At 33.6% G+C, this 24,683-nt stretch carries 18 protein-coding genes and 1 tRNA gene; 11 read left to right on the forward strand and 8 right to left on the reverse strand.

Annotated elements, in window-relative coordinates; translation table 11 throughout:
* The first annotated feature begins 1 nt into the window (after window position 1).
* Window positions 2–859, forward strand: a complete 858-nt coding sequence (locus IHE43_RS21435) for a thiopeptide-type bacteriocin biosynthesis protein (protein ID WP_192185780.1) — start codon at window positions 2–4, stop codon at window positions 857–859.
* A gap of 368 nt (window positions 860–1,227) precedes the next feature.
* Here the strand turns inward: IHE43_RS21435 and IHE43_RS21440 are convergent, their stop codons facing one another.
* Window positions 1,228–2,151, reverse strand: coding sequence for a hypothetical protein (locus IHE43_RS21440; protein ID WP_192185781.1), 924 nt, complete (start codon window positions 2,149–2,151; stop codon window positions 1,228–1,230).
* A gap of 422 nt (window positions 2,152–2,573) precedes the next feature.
* Between IHE43_RS21440 and IHE43_RS21445 the strand changes: the two genes are divergently transcribed.
* The 6 genes from IHE43_RS21445 (at window position 2,574) to IHE43_RS21470 (ending at window position 7,985) form a co-directional block, all read left to right on the forward strand.
* Window positions 2,574–3,338 carry a ThuA domain-containing protein gene (locus IHE43_RS21445; protein ID WP_192185782.1) on the forward strand — a complete coding sequence of 255 codons (765 nt, stop codon included), beginning with the start codon at window positions 2,574–2,576 and terminating at the stop codon, window positions 3,336–3,338.
* 569 nt (window positions 3,339–3,907) lie between these two features.
* The gene (locus tag IHE43_RS21450; RefSeq protein ID WP_192185783.1) at window positions 3,908–5,002 is read left to right on the forward strand and encodes an exopolyphosphatase; all 1,095 of its coding nucleotides are present in this window, start codon (window positions 3,908–3,910) and stop codon (window positions 5,000–5,002) included.
* Between the two features lie 354 nt (window positions 5,003–5,356).
* Window positions 5,357–5,947 carry a Crp/Fnr family transcriptional regulator gene (locus tag IHE43_RS21455; RefSeq protein WP_192185784.1) on the forward strand — a complete coding sequence of 197 codons (591 nt, stop codon included), beginning with the start codon at window positions 5,357–5,359 and terminating at the stop codon, window positions 5,945–5,947.
* Between the two features lie 186 nt (window positions 5,948–6,133).
* The gene (locus IHE43_RS21460; protein ID WP_192185785.1) at window positions 6,134–6,442 is read left to right on the forward strand and encodes a GNAT family N-acetyltransferase; all 309 of its coding nucleotides are present in this window, start codon (window positions 6,134–6,136) and stop codon (window positions 6,440–6,442) included.
* Entirely contained in the window at window positions 6,432–7,307 is an 876-nt protein-coding gene (locus IHE43_RS21465; RefSeq protein ID WP_192185786.1) for a pirin family protein, read from the forward strand. The genes IHE43_RS21460 and IHE43_RS21465 overlap by 11 nt, the downstream gene beginning before the upstream one ends.
* Before the next feature lie 39 nt (window positions 7,308–7,346).
* Window positions 7,347–7,985, forward strand: a complete 639-nt coding sequence (locus IHE43_RS21470) for an isochorismatase family protein (RefSeq protein ID WP_192185787.1) — start codon at window positions 7,347–7,349, stop codon at window positions 7,983–7,985.
* Window positions 7,986–8,280: 295 nt separating this feature from the next.
* Here IHE43_RS21470 and IHE43_RS21475 read toward each other — a convergent pair whose 3' ends face one another.
* The 7 genes from IHE43_RS21475 to IHE43_RS21505 form a co-directional block, all read right to left on the reverse strand.
* Window positions 8,281–9,183, reverse strand: a complete 903-nt coding sequence (locus tag IHE43_RS21475) for an ROK family protein (RefSeq protein WP_192185788.1) — start codon at window positions 9,181–9,183, stop codon at window positions 8,281–8,283.
* Between the two features lie 79 nt (window positions 9,184–9,262).
* Complete coding sequence (locus IHE43_RS21480) at window positions 9,263–10,723, reverse strand: glycoside hydrolase family 125 protein (protein ID WP_192185789.1); 1,461 nt, start codon at window positions 10,721–10,723, stop codon at window positions 9,263–9,265.
* Between the two features lie 4 nt (window positions 10,724–10,727).
* Window positions 10,728–13,013, reverse strand: a complete 2,286-nt coding sequence (locus IHE43_RS21485; protein ID WP_192185790.1) for a GH92 family glycosyl hydrolase — start codon at window positions 13,011–13,013, stop codon at window positions 10,728–10,730.
* A 97-nt stretch (window positions 13,014–13,110) separates the two neighbouring features.
* Window positions 13,111–15,384, reverse strand: coding sequence for a GH92 family glycosyl hydrolase (locus IHE43_RS21490; protein ID WP_192185791.1), 2,274 nt, complete (start codon window positions 15,382–15,384; stop codon window positions 13,111–13,113).
* Window positions 15,385–15,788: 404 nt separating this feature from the next.
* A complete protein-coding gene (locus tag IHE43_RS21495; RefSeq protein WP_192185792.1) occupies window positions 15,789–17,306 on the reverse strand; it encodes a SusD/RagB family nutrient-binding outer membrane lipoprotein in 1,518 nt (505 codons plus the stop codon).
* A gap of 16 nt (window positions 17,307–17,322) precedes the next feature.
* Window positions 17,323–20,412 (reverse strand): SusC/RagA family TonB-linked outer membrane protein, encoded by a 3,090-nt coding sequence (locus IHE43_RS21500; RefSeq protein ID WP_192185793.1) that lies wholly within the window; start codon window positions 20,410–20,412, stop codon window positions 17,323–17,325.
* A 263-nt stretch (window positions 20,413–20,675) separates the two neighbouring features.
* Complete coding sequence (locus IHE43_RS21505) at window positions 20,676–21,686, reverse strand: LacI family DNA-binding transcriptional regulator (RefSeq protein WP_192185794.1); 1,011 nt, start codon at window positions 21,684–21,686, stop codon at window positions 20,676–20,678.
* Between the two features lie 320 nt (window positions 21,687–22,006).
* On the opposite strand from IHE43_RS21505, the gene IHE43_RS21510 reads away from it, so the two are divergent.
* From IHE43_RS21510 to IHE43_RS21525, 4 genes are all read left to right on the forward strand, one after another.
* A complete protein-coding gene (locus IHE43_RS21510; RefSeq protein WP_192185795.1) occupies window positions 22,007–23,533 on the forward strand; it encodes a glycosyltransferase family 39 protein in 1,527 nt (508 codons plus the stop codon).
* Between the two features lies 1 nt (window position 23,534).
* Complete coding sequence (locus IHE43_RS21515; protein WP_192185796.1) at window positions 23,535–24,071, forward strand: DUF4269 domain-containing protein; 537 nt, start codon at window positions 23,535–23,537, stop codon at window positions 24,069–24,071.
* A 127-nt stretch (window positions 24,072–24,198) separates the two neighbouring features.
* Window positions 24,199–24,271, forward strand: a tRNA-Met gene (locus IHE43_RS21520).
* Between the two features lie 170 nt (window positions 24,272–24,441).
* Window positions 24,442–24,681 carry a hypothetical protein gene (locus tag IHE43_RS21525; protein ID WP_192185797.1) on the forward strand — a complete coding sequence of 80 codons (240 nt, stop codon included), beginning with the start codon at window positions 24,442–24,444 and terminating at the stop codon, window positions 24,679–24,681.
* The last annotated feature ends 2 nt before the right edge of the window (window positions 24,682–24,683 follow it).

The raw sequence follows: 24,683 nt of genomic DNA on the forward strand, positions 1-24,683 counted from the left end.
TATGGAAAGGAATTTTTTCATAGGAAGTAAATGGCTTTATTATAAAATTTATACTGGAACTAAAACTGCAGACTTAATTTTAGTCGAAAAATTACAACCTATTATTGAGGAATTAAAAAGGAATAATAGTATTCAGAAATGGTTTTTTATAAGATATAATGATCCTGATCAGCACATTCGAATTCGTTTTTATTGTGACAATCCTGAAAATATATTTATTGTTATTTCAAAATTATTGCCTATTTTAAATTCCCTTCTTCACCAAAATATAATTTGGAAAGTTCAAACAGATACTTACCAAAGAGAATTAGAAAGGTATGGTAATAAAACGATGGAAGAGTCTGAAACCTTATTCTTTAACAATAGTGAAATGATGCTTAATTATTTATTTCTAAAACGAAGTTTTAAAAATAATGAAATGGAATTTCTTTTTAGTTTTATTTTGATTGATAGTTTTTTAAATGCCTTTTCATTAGACAATATTCACAAATTAAAGCTAATGAATAATCTACAAACTTCATTTAAAAAAGCTTTTAATACCGATAAAGCTTTTAAAAAAGAAATTGATAACCATTTTAGAGAATCATCTAAAGAAATACATTATTTTTTATGTGGAAAAGCTATAAAAGATTATCCAGAAGTTTACAAAATAATAAATGAAAATCTAAATCAAAACAGTAAAACCATTTTAACGATAAAAAACAAACTAGAAATTGAATTAGATGATTTTTTAAGTAGTCATATTCATATGATGCTTAACCGCCAATATACTTCTAAACAAAGGATGTACGAATTAATTATTTATGATCATTTATATAAATATTATAAAACTTTAAATTATGAACGTTCTATCAACTAAATTATATTCGATGTACTACTTAGCTTGAATATAGTAAAAAATAAAAAACTTAAAATCCAATTAGATATCTATAAAGTAGATTCATTAATTGATAATTGAATTATATTTATTATTCTCAAATCATCTATAAAATGGTTCGAGAATTGTCCCGTTAGGGCTACAAAGTAAAAGCTTCAGAGAAATCTGGAGCTTTTTTGTTTTATACTCCCTTTTCCACAAGTCTTATTATTTTGACTTAGATTGCGGGTGAGAAGTCAGGAGACATTCGCCAGCCTTCCAATAAGAACTGTTCGAGGAGCTGAGTAGTCTAATTGTGTACCGTCACAGTCACTTTAAAACATTTTTTATTTAGAGATAGTTTTTTTATTTTATTTTCTCCATTCTTCGAGCGATAATAATTTTTTACTTTTAGGATTGAAAAATTTTATCTCAAAAGTTTCTTGATAAATGTAATAATTGAATTCTTCCTTATTTTGATTTGTAACTCTAACCCAGTAATAATTCTTATCATTAATTTGTGGAGATTCTATAATACTTGTTCCAGCCCATTCTTGATTTTCTGGAAGTTCCTTCATTAAATTGAAAATTTTGGTTCTATTTTCATTATCAGAATCTGCTGTTTCAAAATTTGGGTTTTGAGTAGGGTAATAGATTTCATCTAGAAGTTTTCCATCATTTTTATAGAGTTTATCGAACCTATTTAATGCCAATTTGTAATAAGCGTAATGCTTTATTGTTTTGTCTTCTTTTATTTCTTTATATATTTTTAATGCTTCGGTTTTATTTCCAACACATTCATAATAATTTCCCAGAGCATAATCATAAATATAGTAACCTATTCCTACACTATCAATAAATGATTTTGCTTTTTTATAATCTTTTAATTTGATGTAATTTGCTGCATAAGCGGCTGCGACATCACCGGATTTATATTGTTTATTATTTAATTCTTTAATTGATTCGTTGTATTTGCCAAGTTTATAATACAATTCAGCTTTAAGACTGTGAAAACCTTCGTTGACATTAGACTTAATTTGAGACTTATATTTGTCTTTTTCTTTCTTATTGAGAGCAATTAAATTGTCTATCTGTAAAAGCACTTTTCTAGGATCTTTTTCTCCAGCAATATAGAGCTGTACTAAAATATTTTGAAATTTCTGATATTCCCTATCGACCTTTTCCATTTCTTTATGTAATTCCATATGTTCTTTTTCTCCATCTGCGTAAGGAGCTTTCTTATCATTACAAGACAGAATTGTAATGGTTATTAAGATCAAAAAGAATTGCTTCATATTTTTTAGATAAATGGCAAACAAAATATAATATATCGATGACTTTTATTTGGCTAATATAGCTAATTACTAAGAATTGAAATAATTAGGGTATTGTGATATTAAATTTTAGATGATATTGCAAAAATCGCGTAATAATCTCAATAATCTGGTTAGATATTTAAATACTTCCCGCTACTAAGACAAAGCTTCAGAGAAATCTGGAGCTTTTTTATTTTGAGCTAAATAAAACCTAAAAAGTAAGGGACTTTTATGACGTTACAATTTTTAAGAAACAAAAAAATTGCGCAAAATCAGAGAGGTTTGCCAGCTTTTCATGAGTAACACTTCGCAAAGCGGAAGGAAACATAATAAAATCTCATATGACACAAAATCTTTCTCAAAGGATATTTTTCTATCTTCCCAAAATAAAATTTTGCAAAATGAATCAACTGTCATCAATTAGAAAATATTTTTTATACACTGCTATTCTGCTGACAAGCTATTTTCTAGTTTCTTTCTATCAAAAAAACACAGAGCAAACAGCTTCTGATAAAATCAAAAAAGTGCTGATTTTTTCTAAAACTAATGGCTTCAGGCATGAAAGTATCACTGCCGGAATCGCAGCTATAAAAAAATTAGGACAGGAAAATCATTTTCTGGTCGATGCTACTGAAGATTCTCTTGTTATTAATTCAAAAAACTTAAAACAATACCAAGTTGTCATATTTTTAAGTGCTTCTGGTCATGTTTTAGGCGAAAATCAGAAATTGGCTTTGCAAAAATTTATACAAAAAGGAAATGGTTTTGTAGGTATTCACTCGGCTACAAACTGCGAACCAGACTGGTCCTGGTACACACAAATGATCGGTGGTGTTTTTGACGGGCATCCGGAACCGCAAAATGCTAAACTACTAATCGTTAATCCTGAACATCCTTCTACAAAACATCTTCCGGAAATTTGGGAAAGAAAAGATGAATGGTACAATTTTAAATATTTAAATCCAGATGTAAATGTGCTGATAAAAATTGACGAATCTTCCTATAAAGGCGGTAAACATGGTAACAATCATCCTTTGGCATGGTATCATGAGTATGATGGCGGCCGAGCGTTTTACACTGCTTTAGGACATAGCTCTGAAAGCTACAGCGATTCTCTTTTTGTGCAGCATTTGCTTGGAGGTATTACTTATGCAATGGGCAAATAAAATCCAAGCATATTTATTGTAATTGAATAAACCCCTCGCTCTTCAAAGTGTTCTCACTACCGCTGCTGCAATGTCTCTGACTTTTGCGTCACTTCAAAAAATATAATTGAAAAACAGAAATCTCTCAAAGTCTTCGACTTTAATATAAATTATAGAGATTTTTGATAAGTAATCATAAAAATCCGGAGACTTTTATCAGGTTTTGATTTCCATAAGAGCTAAAAAAACTGGGTAAAGTCAGAGATATTTACGCAGATTTTCGTACAAACATTCGAAGAACAAAAGAACATCACCTACTTACGCTTCCCTCAATTATTTTCCGATTACTACTCTTTTTCAATACATTAGAAATAGTAAATCACTAAGCATTACCTTTGAATTACTATCTTAATAATAAAATAACATGTTTTCCTGACAACTGCATTTATGTTAGTAAATGTTTTTATAAATTTGCAATCCTGTATTGAAACCCATTATTTCTAATTTAAAATTATGACTTTCACATAAATAGGACTTTTCCTTACGTCTTCATTCGTAAATAAATAATACCATAACTACAATTAAATCCAATGCTTAAAAAAAACAAATCCCAAATTCTAGTTTTTATTTTTTTAATTTTATTTTTTTCCATTAATTCATTTGCGCAAAAAAATCTTTATGCCGGAATTGAAATCGGACGCAGAGCTATAAAAGTTTCAGTTCTTGATGTAAATAACATCAGAAAAGCTGATTACGATATTTTGTATTTCGCAACTGAGAGATTTAGTTTTGCCGATCATATTACTGCTAACGGCGAGCTTACTCAGGAAGATATTGATAAAGCTGGTGTTACAGTTGCTGATCAGTTGAAAAAAATAAGAGCCGAATTTAAACTGCTTGAAGAAAACATATTTATAGTTGCCGCTCCGGTTTTCGCATCTGCACGTAACATTGACGTTTTAAAAAATAAAATCACTTCTTTAACCAGGAAAAATCTTGACATACTTAATGTTAATGAAGAACCTAAAACGTTGGTTAAGGGCGCTATTCCACCAGTAGATTATGCTAATGCTTTCCTGCTTGATATCGGTGCTCAAACCACCAAAGGAGGATACATTGACGAACTTAAAGATGACAAATTAGAGTTTATACCTCTTGAACTTGATTTCGGCACAATGACACTTACCGATGCTGTACAAAAAACGGTTGCCAAACAAAATCAAGCTAATGATATGTCAGTATATCAGGAAAAATCTTTTGACTTTAACTCCGTTCTGCGCAAGAAGATCAAAGATTTGCTTGACAAAAACCCTCTTTTATTGAAAAAAGATAAAATATATTTATCAGGTGGAGCTGTCTGGGCATTTGCAACCCTATATTATAATGAAAACATTAAAGAACACTATGTTTCTTTAAATATGGAAGACGTTCTTAATTACGATGCAATCCTAAAAAACAATTTCACCAAGTTTACTACTCTTTCTAAAACTAATAAAGAAGCAGCCAGGGTTTTAAGTACTTATGATCAGAAATATCTTATTTCTGCAAATAACATACTTGTGAGCTGCCTGGAAAGTATTCCGAATTTAGAGACAAAAAAAATATACTTTGTAAAAGATGGACAAACAATCTGGCTTATTTCACACATTGCAGATCGTTCTAAAAAAGTTAATACTAATTTTTAAAGTATAGTTTTTACCATTCTTACAATGACATCTGGATTTGCTTTTATAGAACTCTTACAACTAAACATTCTGTATTAACTTCTTCAAATCATCTATAAAATAGCTCTAAAATTATTCCTATAGAGAATCAGACAAAGCTTCAGAGAAATCTGGAGCTTTTTTATATTATAAATCTAGCTAAACGCTTTAAAACAATTGGAATAACGTAAGTGTAACAAGAAGCAAATAAAATTACAACAGTCTATATCTTTCTTCATTGAAATTTATTGAGTTATTTTTTGTACTTTAAAACTTCTAAATTTTAAAGACTTTATCGTCATAATTAATTTTGTATAAATAAATCTCCTAACTCAAATGCTGGAACAATTTAAAAAATATATCATTGATAATACGGGCACCTCAGAAAATGAGTATAAAGAATTGGAACATTTAGTGTATTCGCTTAAAGCAAAAAAAGGAACTATTTTACTAAAGGAAAATCAAATTTGCAACAGGGCATTTTTTGTTTGCAAAGGAATGTTGCGCTCCTATACGGTAGATGAAATGGGGAAAAATCATATTATTCAGTTTGCTTCTGAAAATTGGTGGATTGCAGACCGAAGTAGTTTTTATTTTGATGAACCTTCAGAATTATTTATTGATGTAATTGAAGATGCTGAGATCGTTTATATCCATAAGGAGTTTATTAAAAATGCTGAAAAACTTTCTAAAAACTTTGCCTCTTTCAATAGTCTCGCATTGCAAAAAAACATTAGACAGATGCAGAAAAGAATAAACTATTTATTAGCAGCCACAGCCGAAAAAAAATATTTAGACTTTATAGAAACCCATCGCGAAATTACGTCTAGATTGCCACTCCAAATGATCGCTTCTTATCTTGGTATTACTCCTGAAAGTTTAAGCAGGGTACGTAAAGAACTTGCCAGAAAAAACTTCAAACAGTAAATTAGTTACAACCATTATTTCTGTTTCAAAATAGATTTTGAAACCTTAATGCTGCTACTGCATTCTTTCATCCGTACAAATTGATTTTTGTCAATTCATTCATTTTCCCCTTTCTGTATTTCTTAACATAGGTCAAGTGCTTCGTGTTTTATCCTTGCTAATTTTACAATACTAAAAAATTACGCCATGGATTACACAGTTATAAACAATGAAAAAGACAACCGTTTTGAGATTCATCTGGACGAAAAGATAGCGTTTGAACAATACAAATTGTTTGATGGCGGCATTTCCTATATCCATACCGAAGTTCCTTCTGAATTAGGAGGAAAAGGAATAGCAGCCTACATAGCCAAATATGTTCTGGATTATGCAGAAGAACATCATCTTAAAGTAAAACCTTATTGTCCTTACATAAAATCGTACATCGACAGGCATCCCAGGTATCAGGCTAATTCATTATTTCACAATCAAGAATCACAACAAAATGAAAACTAAAAAAATAGAACACGTATTATCACCACCTGCACCACATATGGTAGGCGATGGTTTTAGGGTACATAATTTTATTCCGTATGGAAAAGGAATGAGCATGGAACGAATGAGTCCGTTTATCATGATGGATTATAATTCTAAATTTTATTTCTCCCCAACTACTAAATCAAGAGGCGTTGGTGTACATCCGCATAGAGGTTTTGAAACGGTTACAATTGCTTATAAAGGAAAAGTAGCACACCATGACAGTTCCGGAAATAGCGGTGTAATTGGCGAAGGAGATGTACAATGGATGACTACCGCATCCGGAATTCTACATAAAGAATACCACGAAGAGCAGTTTAGTAAAGAAGGCGGCGATTTTCAAATGGTACAACTTTGGGTTAATCTTCCGGCAAAAGATAAAATGACAAAACCAAAATATCAGGGAATTACGAACAATGAAATCAATAAATACAAACTAACTGATAACGGTGGAATTATAGAAGTCATTGCAGGTGAATATAATGGAACTTCAGGAACAGCGACAACCTTTACTCCTGTTAATTTGTTTAATGCTAAGCTAAACAAAGATGCATCGGCAAGTTTTAATTTTCCGGCGAATCACAATTCTGCTCTTCTTGTTATTGAGGGAAGTATCAGGGTGAATGATAGTAAAAATGTTCCGACTGATCATTTTTTACTATTTGCAAATGAAGGCGAGGAATTCACCATTAAAGCACTTCAAGATACGATAGTACTCATTTTAAGCGGAGAACCTATCAATGAGCCAATAGTTGCTCACGGCCCTTTTGTTATGAATACGCAGGAAGAAATTATTCAGGCCATTAACGATGTTAACATGGACAAGTTTGGACATTTAGCATAAATAATAGGAAACTTAGTAACAACAAATAAATTTAAAAAAATGTCAGTAGTAACCAGAATTAATTCAGATGATGTAGCCATCTTGCTTATCGATCATCAAAGTGGTTTATTTCAAACCGTAAAAGATATTGATGTTACGTCCTTACGTAACAATGTGACCACATTAGCTAAAATCGCAGCAATCGAGAATATTCCTGTAATAACAACTGCTTCGGAGCCAAATGGTCCAAACGGTCCTTTAATGCCTGAAATTCATAAATATGCTCCACATGCAGTTTATGTACCCAGAAATGGAGAAATCAACTCCTGGGATACCCCGGCATTTGTTGAAGCTGTAAAAAAAACAGGGAAGAAAAAATTGATCATTGGCGGAGTATTAACCAGCGTTTGTGTGGCTTTTCCATCTATATCAGCTGTATCAGAGGGTTACGAAGTCTTTGCTGTTATTGATGCCTCCGGAGATATGAGTACTTTGTCTTCACAAGCAACCCTTGCAAGATTATCACTTGCGGGTGTAATACCAATAAGCACAACAGCGGTTTGCAGCGAAATTCAAAAAACATGGAATCGTCCTGATGCTTTACAATTTGCAGAGGCGTATTCTACCGTAATGCCAAATTATCAGGCAGTAATTGAAAGTTTCCAAAAAGCGGAAAGTGTCGGAACTTCTAAAAAGTAAAAACATTATTAATAAGATAAAAACTTAAGAATCATAGTAATTTATAGTTTGGGGGAGTTTTTTTCATTTTTTAGGAGCTTAAACAGTATCATGTTTCATGATGCTGTTTCGGCGTTATAAATCTGATCAATCGAAAACTTGAAACGATAGACCCAGCCATCAAAAATTACAAACAAAAAATGTTTCTTTATTTAAAAGAAGCTTAACGTAAATTAAGATCATACTTACAGACATTCTAATTTTTCAACAGATTCTCAATGATTTTGAATCTGCTAAAATTTATTTTTAAAGAAAATTAGGCTGTATAAAGCATACTTGCAGCGCCTAATAAAGCCGAAACTTCATTATCAGTAGAAACAGAAACCGTAATTTCAAGACCCGATTCCTTGATTTTTTTATTGAAACTCTTCAGAAAAAATTCGCTTGCGTTGGCAATTTTTCCGCCAATAATAAAACTATCAGCGTCAAATTTTTCTAACCACGGAATTACAACTGTGGCTAAATCTTCGCCCATTTTTTCAAATATTTCTATAGCAGCTTCATCTTCGGCAACAGCCAGATTAAAAAGTTCTAATCCATTGTTAAGATTTTTCCCAGTTAGGTTTTTATAAGCCGACAAAAGACCTCTCGCAGAAACATAGTCTTCAGCAATACCACCTTTATAAGGAATATTGTAAATTTCGCCATCTGCAGGAACCAATTCCCCAGAAACAATTGAAACACCTTTATCTATAAAACAGGCTCCAAGTCCGGTTCCAAGTGTCACGGCCATTACTTTTTTCGAAAGATTTGCCGAATCTTTAAAGACCTCTCCTTTTCCAAAACAAACAGCATCATTTTCAAAAAGAATGGGAAATTCACTGGAAAGATTAAGACCGCCCTGAAATAAATAACGAACATTTAAACCATAAAAATGTTCATATTTTGACTGGTCTTTTATCCAACAGAGTCCGTTCGTATAATCAAACGGGCCCGGCATACATACCGCAAGTCCTTTTATCTCATCTACTTTCGAATTTTCGACTGAAATACGAATCGCTTTTTCCCAAATTGACATGACCTCATTCACAGGCAAATTAGAATCAAATGATTCTTTATGTAACGAAAAATCAATCACTTTCATATTAACAATATCTATAATCGCTGCGGTAATATGTGTTCCTCCTATGTCAATTCCTACGGCATATTCTTTATTCATCTTATTTTCTTGAATTGAACCATTAAACAACTAAGTATCAATACCTAATTTTTTAATAGTGTATTTTATATTTTTAATTTTAGATATTCTTATCTTTTAAAATCTGAGGATATTTGATACTCGTATGAACAATCATTTCTCCAAAAAGCGTATTCGCCCAGGCAAACCATTTCCGGGTAAACTTAGCCACATCATCTTTATGAAATGATTCGTGCATAAAACCAGTATCTGCATTTGTTTTGATTAAATTGCTAATACAGGCTTTAATCTCCTTTTCGTCTACACTTGTAATGGCTCGCAAAACAATACTCATTGGCCAAATTGTATCAGCTCCGGTATGCGGTCCGCCAACGCCTTCGCCTGCTTTTCCTTTATAGAAAAAAGGATTGTTTTCTGAAAGCACTACTTTACGGGTATTCAAATAAAGAGGACTATCCGGTTCAATTGCTCCTAAATAAGGCAAAGACAATAATGAAGGAACATTGGCATCATCCATCATATGAAAACTGCCGTATCCATTTACTTCAAAAGCGATGATTTTACCAAATTTTGGATGATCAATAATTGCGTTTTCTTCTAAACCTTTCTGCACCTGTTCTCTTAATTCTTTGGCTTTAGCCACTAAATTTTTGTCTAACAGAGCCGGCAAAGAGAAGATTTCGATTAAATAACCTAAAACTTCAATCGCAAACATATTACTCGGAATCAAATAGCCAAATAAAGTACTGTCGTCACTTGGTCTGAAAGTCGAAACGATTAATCCGCAAGGTTTTACCGGATACCCGTAACCACCTAAAGGTACTCCGTCTGTTGCCCAGGCAGTTTCGCGCTGAAAAGTATAAGGCCCTTTATCATGCCAGCGTTGTTGTTCTTTGAAAGTCTGCAATACCAAAAGCATCGCTTCTTTCCACTTACTGTCAAATAAACTCAAATCACCAGTTGCTGCCCAATAGCCATGCGCCAATCGAATAGGATAACACAAACTGTCGATTTCCCATTTGCGTTCGTGAATGCCCGGTTGCATTTTGGTCATATCATTTTTCCACTCGCTTATTTTGGTAAAATCTTTATAAAAAGCATTTGCATAAGGATCCAGCAAAATACATTTGGTTTGGCGGTTAATTACCCCTTTTACCAATTCTGCCAGTTTTTTATCTTCTTTTACAAACGGAATATACGGCCAGATTTGGGCTGTACTATCGCGCAACCACATCGCATCAATATCTCCAGTGATTACATAAGTATCTGGTTTTCCATCTATAATTTCAAAATCTACTGTAGTATCCAGCGTATTTGGGAAACAGTTTTCAAATAACCACGCCAGTTCCGGATTTGCAATTTGTTTTTTGATTCTAACAATTGCAGCTTCTATCGCCGGACTTGTAAATTTTCGTTCTGCTAATGGAGGTCTTTTGCTGATGAAATCTTTAAGGGCAAAATTGAAAGTGTCCGATTGCATTCCAAAAACATCTGTTTGGAGTGCCAATAATCCTGCTGAAAAAATTCCGGTATTTTTTATAAATTTTCTACGTGATTGCATAATATTATTTTGAAGTTGAATAAGAATATGGAAAGGCACTTGCTGATGTTCCTCTTTGTAAATTTGGCTCACTTGTCATATCAAAATTTAGTTCGCCACCTTTTAACACCTCAAAATGATTGATGAAATTTTTAGTATAAGCCGAACTATTCCATTTTAAATCCTGAACATATTTATTGGTTTCTGAATTTTTTGGAGCATTTATAATGAGTTGTTTTCCGTTTTCTAATTGTAAAGTCAATTTCTTAAATAATGGCGCACCCAAAACATATTCGTCCGTCGCCGGGCATACCGGATAAAATCCCATCGCAGAGAAAATATACCAGGCTGAGGTCTGTCCGTTATCTTCATCACCGCAATAGCCATCCGGAGTTGGTTTGTACAAACGGTTCATTACTTCTCTTGACCAGTATTGTGTTTTCCAGGGCTCACCTGCATAATTATACAAATAAATCATGTGCTGAATAGGCTGATTTCCATGCGCATATTGCCCCATATTCATGATTTGCATTTCGCGGATTTCATGAATAACGGATCCGTAATAACTATCATCAAAAACCGGAGGTGTTGAAAAAACCGCATCTAGTTTCGCTGTAAATTTTTTCTGTCCGCCCATTAAATCAATTAAGCCCTGAACGTCATGAAATACACTCCAGCTGTAATGCCATGCATTTCCTTCTGTAAAAGCATCTCCCCATTTAAACGGATTGAAATTTTTTGGAAAACTTCCGTCTTTATTTCTTCCACTCATTAAACCAATTTCAGGATTATAAAGATTTTTATAATTCATCATTCTTTTCTCAAATACACTGATTTCCTTTTTAGGACGATTTAAGGCTTTTGCTAATTTCCAAATTGCAAAATCATCATAAGCATATTCAAGTGTTCTGGCAGCATTTTCATTAATTTTCACATCATAAGGAACATAACCTAAGGTATTATAATAAGAAACGCCCGTTCTTCCTACGGCATCCATCGGGCCTTCATTATTAGCTCCATGAACTAAAGCTTCGTATAAAGTATTGATGTCATATCCGCGTAAACCTTTCATATAAGCATCAGAAACCACAGAAGCTGAATTATTCCCGACCATTACATTTCGAAAACCCGGACTTGACCATTCCGGTAAAAATCCACCTTCTTTGTAATCATTAATTAAACCTTCCTGCATTTCTTTATTGACAGAAGGATAAACCAAATTCAGCAATGGATAAAGGGCGCGAAAAGTATCCCAAAAACCAGTTCCGGCGTACATATAACCCGGCAAAATATTTCCATTATAAGGGCTGTAATGCACTGTTTCTCCTTTTGCATTTACTTCATATTGTTTTTGAGGAAAACAAGTGGCGCGGTACAGGCAGGAATAGAACGTTTTTAATTGGTCTACATTTTCACTTTCTGCAGCTATTTTATTTAGTACTTTATTCCATTCTTTTTTAGACGCTGCTACCGTTTCATTAAAGGAGGCATTTCCTAATTCTGATTTTAGATTCAGTTCAGCTTGTTCCGGACTAATAAACGATGAAGCCACTTTTACATTTATGATTTCTCCTTTTTTAGTTTTAAAACCAACCACAGCTCCTGCATGATCATCTTGTAATTCTAATTTGTCTTTTTCTAAACCTTTATCATTCCAGGTAGAATTTGATGCAAATGGCTTATCAAAAACCAAAACAAAGTAGTTTTTGAAGTTGGTTGGAACACCTCCACTGTTGCGAGTTGTATAACCGATAATTTTATTCTCGGAAGGGATAATTTTAATATAAGAGCCTTTATCAAAAGCATCAATTACAATGGATGACTGTTCGTTTTCAGGAAATTTAATTTGAAAATGTGCTGCTCTTTCTGTTGCTGTAATTTCTGTGGTAACATCATAATCAGCCAAATAAACGCTGTAATAATAGGGTTTTGAAACCTCAGCCTTATGACTAAACCAGCTTGCCCTGTCCGCTTCCGCGAAAGCCAATTTGCCTGTTACCGGCATAATCGAAAACTGGCCGTAATCGTTCATCCATGGCGATGGCTGATGTGTTTGTTTAAAACCTCTAATTTTTTCGGCGGTATAGGTATAAGCCCATCCATCTCCCATTTTACCGGTTTGCGGTGTCCAGAAATTCATTCCCCAAGGCCTGCAAATTGCCGGATACGTATTTCCGTTCGAAAGACTGTGCAAAGATTGCGTTCCCATCAAAGGATTGACATATTCAACCGGATCAAGGATTTTATCCTGCGCATTTGCAACGAGACAAAATTGTGTTACTACTAAAAAAATTAAATGCTTTATTTTCATAATTATAGGCTTTAAGCTTTAAACTGTGACTTATTTATAACTACAAGTTTTTAACCGTGCAGAAAACTGTAAACTGCGACTGTAAACTGAAAACTTCCTAAAGAGGTCTATCTTCTTTTTTTACTCCAAAAGTTTCTGAAGGCTTACTTCCCATATACAATTTTAATTCACCACCTTTTACAATCATATCCTGTGTGATATACGATTTTGTGTATGTTTTTCCATTGTATTCTGCTTTCTGGATGTACATATTGGAAGCACTGTTGTCTATTGCTTTTAAGGTAAATGAAATTCCTTTTTTTTGATGAATTACTGCTTCGTTTACCAACGGACTTCCAAAAACATAAATTCCATTTGCGGGATTAACCGAATAAAATCCCATTGAAGATAAAACATACCAGGCAGACATTTGGCCCAGATCTTCATTACCACACAATCCGTCTGGTTTTGTCGAATAGAATTTATCATTAATTTCCCTAATTAATTTGGCTGTTTTCCAAGGTTCTCCGGCATAGGCATATAAATACGGAATATGATGATTCGGTTCGTTTCCTTGTGCATATTGCCCAATCAAACCACTGATATCCGGTGAAACTTCTTCTCCTTCTACTTTATCTGTTATTAGAAAAAGTGAATCTAATTTGGATAAAAATTTACTTTCGCTTCCAAATAAATCAATTAGGCCATAAGGATCCTGCGGAACCAGCCAGGTATATTGCCAGGCATTTCCTTCTACATAATCGTCTTTACGATGCGCAGATGAAAGCGGATTAAAGGGTGTCCTCCAATTTCCATCAGTTAATTTACCACGCATAAAAGTAGTTTCTTTATCGAAATAAAGTTTATACAAATTGGCTCTTTTTGTGAAATAGGTATAATCATCCGTTTTGTTTAAAGCCTTTGCCATTTGAGCTACACAGTAATCATCAATCGCATATTCTAAAGCATTTCCAACAGTTTCCAGCATTTTATCAGCAGGAATATATTCTAATTTTTGTACATAATCCATTCCGTCACGCGTTTGCATAGCCGTTTTTTTGATGGCTTCATATGCTAAGGCAACATCATAATCTCTGTACCCTTTTAAATAGGCATCCACAATTACTGCAATGGAATGATTTCCATTCATCGTATTGGTTTCATTCCCCATTAAATGCCAAACCGGCAATCTTCCCTGCTGTTGATAAATAGCCAAAAATGATTTTACAATATCATTAATTTTATCGGGCTGTGTGATCGTATATAGTGGATGCAAACCTCTGTAAGTATCCCAAAGTGAAAAAGTAGTGTAATTGGTGAAGTTTGCTTTTTCATACACTTTTTTATCCGTTCCTCTGTAATCTCCGTTTGCATCATTAAAAATAGAAGGTGCAAAGGCAGTATGATATAAAGCAGTATAAAAAACTTTCATTGTTTTATCATCCGCTTTGATCTGGATTTTGCTTAATTCTTTATTCCATTTTGAAGTTGCTTCTTTTACTGTTTTATCAAAATCCCAATTTGGAATCTCTGCTTTTATATTAGCAGCAGCATTTTCATAACTTACAGGCGAAATTCCAACTTTTACTAAAACCTGTTTGTTTTTTAAAGTAGTAAAACCCACAACAGCTTTCATTTTTAAACCTTCTCCTTCATTTCCCTGAACGGCTGTTTTATCATCATAAAGTGCCAAACCTGAAATTGGTTCAGAAAATTCCATTGCAAAATAAACACGCTGATCTGTCGCCCATCCTTCTGAAAAACGATATCCGACAAGTGTCGTTTCATTTATTTTTTTGATGAATGTTTTTACCGGTTTGTCCCAGCCTACACCATCCGCGAGGTCTACTAAAACATGAGAATCTGTAGCAGAATTGAAAGTGTATTTATGAAAACCAACTCTTTCGCTGGCTGTTAATTCGGCTTTAATTTTATATTTATCCAATAAAACGCTGTAATAACCTGGTTTGCTTACTTCGTTTTCATGCGAAAAATAAGAACCATAACCGTTTACCATGTCCTCTTTTGTGCCTTTAAAAAGAGGCACTTTTCCAGAAACCGGCAGCAAAAGAATATCATTTAAATCGCCAATTCCGGTGCCGCTCAAATGTGTATGTGTAAATCCTAAAATAGTATTGCTGGCATAATTGTAACCACTGCACCAATCCCAGCCTTCAAAAATATTTACAGGCCCTAACTGAACTGCTCCAAAAGGAACATTGGCACCCACAAAAACATGTCCATGACCTGCTGAACCTATAAATGGATTTACATATTGGGTGTAATCTGGATTAGTTGTTTTCTGTTTTTTTTCTTGTGACAATATAGGTAGGCTGAAGAACATGCTCAAAGCGAAGATGCTGCTTACTATATTATTAATCTTTTTTATCATTTTTTTACTTTTTATTTGACTTATAATGGAACTCTGATGACAAGGATTAAACGGATTTACACAGCTATTTTTAACTTGAAGGCAGATACATTGCTGTATAATGCCTTTACCGAAAAATCTTTGAACCTATGCCTCTTTGAATCTTTGAATCAGGTCTTTAATCTAAAATTGTAAATTATCATTAAATAAAAACAGTATCATTTCTGTATATTCTTTTGAAATAATTGCTTTTTTTTCAGCAAGGCAAATTAGCATGTACGAAAAAAAAGATTTAAATCTGACAGAATGTAGTTGTTATAAAAACTCCTCTAATTTAATTAAAAATCCCAATTGAAATTAAAAATAAGCCGGGTGGTACAGGTATTCCTACCCGGCTTAATTCAACTAACTAACCAAAACTTAAACTATTGTTTGTCCCACCAAATTCTGGTTGTCATTAAATCCAACCCCTGGCGCGATATTGCTTCTTTATAGTTAGCCGAATTTGTAATCAATTCTGACTGATCATAAATTAATCTTCTTGGAATTGTTCCTTTAGTTTCTCCTGTAGGATCATTAACCGGAACTAAAACCGGATATCCTGTTCTTCTGTATTCAGAAAAAGCTTCAAATCCATTGAATAGTAAAACAATCCATTTTTGAGTTATAATCTGCTCGATTTTTTCTGCTTCTGTTCCCGCAGTTTTAAAAGGATGAGCAGTAATATACGTATTGTATTCAGCTACTGAAACCGCTGGTACTTTATCACCAAAAATAGTTAGTATTCCCATGGCTGCCCTTACTCCGTCTTCGTAATACTTTTGAGCCGTTCCTCCAACATTCCAACCTTTTACAGCCGCTTCTGCCAATAAAAATTGCACCTCAGCATACGACATGATTAAAGTTGGTGCATCTAAACGCAATACGGTAGAAGTATTAGGATCTGAAAACTTCTTTTTGTCTCCACCCGGAAATTCTTTTGCATCATTCGCCAGACCTTGTTGATTTGCCGGCGTGTTATCACCTGTTGCTTCTAGTTTAGCATAGATTCTTAAACGCGGATCATTATTGTTTTTTAATAAATCGATAAACGTTTTGCTGAATTTAGTATTAGCGTCACCTCCGTTCAGGTCATTTCTAACCCATGAAGAAGTAATTGGATTTGTTTTCACTCCTTGCGGACCTGCATCATGTTTTAAAACAAGACTGTCATCATTTGATGTAAAGACACCTTTGGCAAAAGCTTTCTCAACATATTGTTTTGCCTTTGCAGGATTTACTTTAGACAAACGCATCGCAACTCTCAACATTAATGAGTTGGCCAGTTTTTTCCATTTGCCAACATTACTTTGGTAATATAAATCGGCGTTGCCCACAAATGCTTTATTAGCATCTAAAGCATCTCCCGCTTCATCTAACTCTTTCAGAAGGTCATTGTAAATTGCCTCTTGCGTGTCATATTTTGGAGCAAAAATATTTCCGTTATATCCTTTTCCAGCTTCAAAATATGGAATTTCACCATAAGTATCGGTTAGTTTTTGAAACAAGAAAACCTTCATGATTCTACAAGCCTGAATGGCATTTGTATTTTCAGGAGTATTTTCTATAACAGACATCAACTGAAAAATCTGGTTCAGTCCTTTACCATAGGATTCACCAAAAAGTGATCCTGAATATTCAGAAGAGTAAGTATATTTTGAACCCGGCCCGCCTAATGAAGAAAAATGCTGTACTATTTGTGCTGCATATATATTATTTCCTCTTGTATTAGAATAATCTTGTCCATCAACATAAATCTCAGCAAGAGTAAACATTGACTTTACCGCAGGGTCAGTTAAAGCATTTGGATTCTTATTCATTTCTTCGAATCCCTTATCACATGAAGCTAATGCAAATGCACTAACGATTGTGATACCAAATATTTTTATAAATCTATTTTTCATCTTTAAATTTTTGTAATTAGAATTTGACATTCAGGCTAAAACCGTAATTTCTTGTCAAAGGCATAGAAGCTCTTTCAAGACCTTGTGCATTACTATTTGAATAGTTTGACTCTGGATCGATGTTAGGCACTTTATCATAAATAGTCCATAAGTTATGAGCCGAAAATGCTAAACTGACCGATTGAAATGGTGTTTTTGAAAGATATGTTTTTGGGAAATTATAGCTAAAAGAAACCGCTCTTAACTTTACAAAATCGGCATCATATACAAAATTTGAGGTAACATCACTATAGCTTCTCCAATAGTCATACGCAGAAACTGTTGCATTTACAGCATTTCCGTTAATATCTGTACCTGATACTGCAACTCCTCCTTCACGTCCAGGAAGTGTAGTTTCAGACAATCCGTAACGTGTTCCTAATTGATTTGTTGCAGAATAGATTTCTCCGCCAAATTTCGCATCAACAAAAACTGAAAGTGTAAAGTTTTTATATGAAAAATCATTTGAAAGTCCCATTGAAGTTGGTGCTACACCTTGTCCGGCAATAATTAAATCACCTCTCATGAATTTACCGTTTGTATCGATTACAATGTTGCCGCTGGCATCTCTTAAGTAATCGTAAGCTTTGATAACCCCAAAAGGCTGTCCTTTTTCTAATACTACAGATGCTCTCGAATCTCTGTTTCCTTCTAAAGACTTGGTTGTAATTTTATCAGAAAGATTGAGTACTTCACTGTCATTGTAAGCAAAATTATACCCAACATTCCAAGAAAAACCTGGTGTTTTTATTGCTTTTACATTTATTGCAAATTCAACTCCTTTGTTCAGGATTTCTCCCACGTTGATTTTAGTAGTTCTATAACCTGAAGCCTGAGAAATATCAGCATCCGTAATATCGTTTGTTGTTGTTTTGCTGTAGAAAGTCAAATCTGTACTTACTCTGTTATTGAAGAATGTATTTTCAAAACCAAATTCGATTGTACTAACATTATACGGTTTTAAAGTTCTGTTTGGTACTGTTTCTCCATTAACACCCAAAATTGGCTGTCCCTGAGAATCTGTCTGACCATCTGGCGCTGTGTAAGTTAACGCTAAGGCATACGCATCTGGCAAAGCTCCCCCTACATTCCCCCAACCGGCTCTCAACTTACCATAAGACATCCATTCCGGTAAATCGATTACTTCAGAATAAATAAAACTCGTACTTACAGATGGGTAAAAGGTACTGTTGTTTGCTGGGTCTAAAGTAGAAAACCAATCTTCACGACCTGTTAAACTTACATAAAGAAAATCTTTATATCCTAAATCGGCTGAGTAAAAAAGAGAGTTTACTTCACTTTCAGAAAATAATTTTTCGGTTTTGTCCGGCTGTGTATTCGCGTAAAAATATTTGAATGGAACAATGAAATTATTTCCTTTCATTTTGATACCGCTATATCTGTTATGCTGACGGTTTGCTCCGACGAAAGCATCTAGTGAAAGATTTTTAACAATATCTCCTTTGTATCCTAAATATCCTGAAGCATTATATTCTGAACGGCCTTCGACTCTGTTCTCATATGATCCGCCTGGATTGTAGTTGATTCCTGTAGGTTCAATTTCAGTATATTCATAATTAATATCATCGATACCAATAACACCTTTAGCATAAATTTTCTCTGTAATATTATAATTTACTTTTGCAGAACCAATAAAACGCTTTCTAAGGTCATTATTTAAAGGCTCCTGAGTAGCAAAGTATGGATTTGTCTGATACGTATTTGAACCAAAATAATCGGCTTCGCCACCGTTTTCATCGTATGCGTTACGGATCCATCTAATATCTGTACCCGGAGTCATGAAAGTAGTTGGGAAAGAAGCATTTCTTGGAGAATCATTTAAATAAGGTCTGTTATGACTTTTTTCCGTAATGTACTGAGCATTAGTCTCTATGCTTACTTTTTTGTTTGGAGCAGAATTCAGGCTCAAAGAAACGTTATTTCTTCCAAAATTTGTTTCGGGCATAATTGACTCATCTTTCGTGTTTCCAAAAGACAATCTGAAATTGGTTGTTTCATTGCCTCCTGAAATAGCAAGAGTATTGCTAAAAGAATATCCAGTTCGATAGAAATTCTCCACATTATTTTTTCCGTAAGCCTGATATGGTTTAGTAGTCCCGTCAATGGCAAGAGAAGGGGTACCATCATATTTATCTCCCCACGCAAAATAGTACGAATCTCTAAGTTCCTGCAAGTTGCTAAATCTTGTAGCAACACCATTTACAGGCGCTCCTGCTCCGTATTGATCTTGCCAACGCAAAAGACTTACAGGCGTATTGAAAGTTGAATTGGTATTGAAATCTACTCCAATTCCTGTTCCGTTTTTACCTTTTTTAGTCGTAATCAAAATAACACCGTTTGATCCTCTGTATCCATAAAGAGCAGAAGCGGCACTACCTTTTAATACTGACATCGATGCTATATCATCCGGATTAAAAGAGGACATACCATCGCCTTTATCAGCACCCCCCCACATATTAGCATTTCCTTGTTGGCTATTGTCTATAGGGATGCCATCTACTACATATAGAGGCTGGTTAAGCCCTGAAGCCGACGTTGCTCCACGAATTACCACACGACTTGAGCCAGAAGGTCCTGTTACCGGTGCAGAAACATTCACACCTGCAATTTTCCCCTGAAGTGCATTCCCTAAATTGATTTCCTTGTTTTTTGTCAGGTCCTCTCCTTTAAGTTCTCCCACTGCATAACCTAAGCTTTTCTTTTGTTTTTTAACTCCAAATGAAGTTACAACAACATCTTTTAATTCCTGTACATCCTCTTTTAATACAACTGAAATTCTATTTTCATTCTCCTGAAGAACCACTGACTTAGTCACAAATCCTATATAGGACACATTCAATGTTATACTTCCTTCCGGCACATTCATCTTAAATCTACCTTCAGCATCTGTGGTTGCGCCAAAAGGTTTTCCTTGTACTTCAACTGTTGCGCCAATAATTCCTTTATTTTCTGCATCAGCCACTATACCTGTTATTAGTCGATTTTGTGCTGCAGCTCCAAGGCTACACAGCAAGACCAATCCTAATACTGCTAATATTCGTTTCATAAGCTTTTTGTTTGGTTTTTGTTTGTTTTAACGTGATTGTTTATAATTAGTAAAATTCGAACTCAATTTAATATGCTATTTAAAGCCTCTTACCTTTAAAATTATAGCTGTTAAATATTTCTGTATTTTAAGAAATCGTTATAGTAAACAGATTAAAAAAAACAATCTATAAGATTGATATTAATCGGGTTACTAAAACGATTTAGTAAAATGATTAAAAAAAAGCGAAACGCTTTTCTTTCTTTTTTTAATGTTGGTATTAATCATACTGATTCTCTAATAATCAAATTTCCTTTCTTCAGACATTTTTCAACTTCAAATGTTTCCATATCATTCATCTGACTTGTCAATAACTGGATCGATTTAATCGCAATATCTTCGATTGGTTGTGCAATTACACTGATTGTAGGCGTATGCAACTTAAAACTATCATGATCATCAAAACTTATAACTGATATATCATCAGGAATTCTAATTCCCATTGACCTAAAGGCCTGAAGCCCGGCCAATCCCATATAATTTGCTAAAAACAATACAGCGTCTATCTTAGGGTTTTTATTGAAAAAACTCACAAGTTCTTCAATTCTTGTTTCTTCATCGCTATGGTAATTAACATGAAGAACAAGCGATTCGTTGTACATGCCAGCCTCTTTTAAGGCGTCTCTGTATCCATCTTCTCTTAAGGTCATCTGAATCATTTCAGACGTAATATTAACGACAGCAATATTTTTACAACCTTTATCAATCAGAAATTTTGTGGCCGAATGAGAGCCTTCATAATTATCCATTACAACATGACTAACGCTCTGTCTGGGGAAATACCTATCGATCAATACGACAGGTTTCTTTAATTTTAAAAGAAGATCAATTTTGTCTTCAAGTTTTTGTGTAGGTGTAATAATAAAACCATCTACGTTTGCCTGCAAAAGACTATGTATCAATTCTTCAGAACGTTCATCATCATCTCCTGTACTACAATAAAAAACCCTGTAATCTATGTTTTTAGCTTCATCTTCAATGACTCTTGCCAGATCAGCAAAAAACTGATTCGAAATATCCTCCACAATAAGTCCAATAGATCTTGTTTTCCCGGTTCTTAAACTGGTGGCAATCATACTGGGCCTGTAGTGAAGTTTAGCAGCAATATCCTGTACCTTTTTAATGACAGCAGCACTGATTCCCATTTTCTCTCCTTTTCCGTTAATGACAAAAGACACAGTAGATATTGAGACTTCAGCCTTTATAGCAATATCCTTTATAGTAATCTTTTTCATCGAGAGAAATTAGTTTTATTATGCCTTAAATGTATACAAATATATATTAAAATAGAATTACTAAAACGATTTTGTAAATATTTTTTAAATAAATCGTTTTTTTAGAGTTAATATAAAACACTATTCTTAGTTTTACTTAGTCTTTCATGTTAATTACAGATTATTTAATCTTAAAAAATATTTATTTTATTAATATAAGTATTTTCAAAATTGATGTTTTTTAATACTACCTAATATTATAACATTTATCCCAAATACAAAATAAATGATATATTAGCTAAAGAATTCATAACACTTAAGTTTTTTATAGTAAAACCTTTATGACCAAAAAAACCATAATTCTAATCGCGTTTATCCTCCTAAAATTCGTTCTACAAATTGTATTATTAAGTCCGGAATATGATTTGCAGCGTGATGAATATCTGCATCTCGACCAGGCACATCATTTGGCGTGGGGATATTTATCAGTTCCACCGGTTACTTCCTGGTTTTCCTATTTGATATTTTTACTTGGTAATTCTGTTTTCTGGGTTAAATTCTTTCCTGCACTTTTTGGTGTGTTTACTTTAGTAATAGTCTGGAAAATCATCGAAACGCTTAAAGGCAATTTATATGCTTTAATTCTGGGTGCGACCTGTATCGTGTTTTCATGTTTATTGCGACTAAATACGTTATACCAACCAAATTCATTAGATGTTTTATGCTGGACCACTTTTTACTATGTTGTTATTCAATACATAATCACAGAAGAAAAAAAATGGTTCTATATTGGAGCAGTTGTATTTGCTTTTGGTTTTCTAAACAAATACAACATTCTATTTTTACTTATTGGTCTCTTGCCCGCTCTTTTACTTTCTAATCAAAGAAAGATTTTAGCAGAGAAAAAGTTTTATTTCGCATTGATTTTGGGATTACTATTGATTCTTCCGAATTTGTTATGGCAATACAACAATCAATTTCCGATTGTGCATCATATGAAAGAATTGGCCGAAACACAACTGGTTAACGTTGATCGTGTTGATTTTTTAAAAGAACAGTTGTTATTTTTTATTGGTTCATTTCTCGTTATTCTTTCAGGATTATACGCTTTGTTGCTTTACAAGCCCTTTGCTAATTATAAGTTCTTTTTTGCTTCCATAATTTTTACATTAATCGTATTTATTTATTTCAAAGCAAAAGCATATTATGCGATCGGTTTATATCCTATTTATATAGCCTTTGGCGCTGTTTTTCTTTCTGATATTTTAAATTCAGGCTGGAAAAAATATTTAAAACCAATTTTTATTCTGATTCCGTTATTGTTATTTATCCCGATGTACAATTTGGTTTTCCCAAATAAGAGCCCTGAATCTATAGTGCAACATCCCGAAAAATATAAAAAAATGGGAATGCTTCGTTGGGAAGACGGAAAAGATCATGCGTTACCGCAAGATTTTGCCGATATGCTTGGATGGAAGGAACTTGCCCGTAAAACAGATTCGATTTATACTTTACTTCCAAATCCGGAGAAAACATTAATACTTTGTGATAATTACGGACAGGCAGGCGCGATTAATTATTATTCTAAAAAAGGTATCAAGGCAGTTTCATTTAATGCCGATTATGTAAATTGGTTTAATCTCAATGTGAAATACAAAAATGTGATCCGAGTTATAGAATACGAGGAAGCTGAAGCTGAATTTAAAGAAACAAGCCAGCATTTTCAATCTTCAGCCTATGTGGGTCAAATAACCAATAAATATGCACGAGAATATAAGACCTCCATTTTCACTTTCATAAATGCCAAAGTTGATATTAATGCAATAATAGCACAAGAAATCAAAGAAGTAACAGATTATAGCAAGTAAGATGGTTGACTTTAGCAATATTGAATATTTAAAAACCGGCAATCAAAAACAGATTTTGGCTTTTAAGATCTTAACCCAAAATCATGTTTTATTGAATATTGCTGAATTTGAGCCTCTTTTAGTCGGCACTATTCCGCTAAATATTGACCTTGAAAACAGCGACCTTGATATTATTTGTTATTGGAAAAACAAAACCGATTTTAAAACTAAAATTCAATCTGTTTTTGGGAAAGAAAAAGAATTCAAAATTCGGGAAACGAAAATTGATAATCAGGAAACTGTTGTAGCAAATTTTAAAATTGATCCTTTTGAAATTGAAATCTTCGGGCAAAACATTCCGACAAAAAATCAAAATGGATATAAACATATGATTATCGAATACCAAATCCTGGCATCAAAAGATGAAAACTTCCGATTAGAAATCATCAAACTCAAACAAAAAGGTTTCAAAACCGAGCCTGCATTTGGTCTTTTATTGGGTTTAAAAAACGATCCTTATCAAGAATTGCTGAATTATAAAATTAATTCCATTACCTAAATCGCGCAATCCAATTCCACAAACAACTGTTTGTTAACAAGTTATTAAACTTTGTCGCAGTTAAAAAAATATTTCTATAATTTCTTGCCATAACCGTATTTACTGCTTATCTTTGCACCCGAAACATCGCGGGATAGAGCAGTAGGCAGCTCGTCGGGCTCATAACCCGAAGGTCACAGGTTCGAGTCCTGTTCCCGCTACTAAGTAAGCTTCAGAGAAATCTGAAGCTTTTTTTGTTTTAATCGAATTGGTCGGGCTTATATCGGCCACGACAGACACAGGTTCGAGTCCTGTTCCCGCTACGGGATAAATTTTATTTCAATATTTTAAAAATTTAAAGCAGATTTTAACTTTAGTAACCAACCATGAAATGCCTTCGTCGTCTGCATGGGTGGAGAAAGACATGTATATTGGTTTTGAGTTTAGAGAAAAACGAACTGAAACAGAGGAAATTTACGATTCGTTTTTTTACATCCATTTAAAATCTGAAGACTTGGGTATAAGATATGAACTTGTAGAATGGAAAGATGTAGAAAGTGGGTTTTTAGGTTTATCAAAAAAAAATAGTGGAGCGCAGTACTTTTTATGTCTCTTTCTATACAGCTTATAACT

Source organism: Flavobacterium sp. MDT1-60 (assembly GCF_014844035.1).
GTDB lineage: Bacteria > Bacteroidota > Bacteroidia > Flavobacteriales > Flavobacteriaceae > Flavobacterium.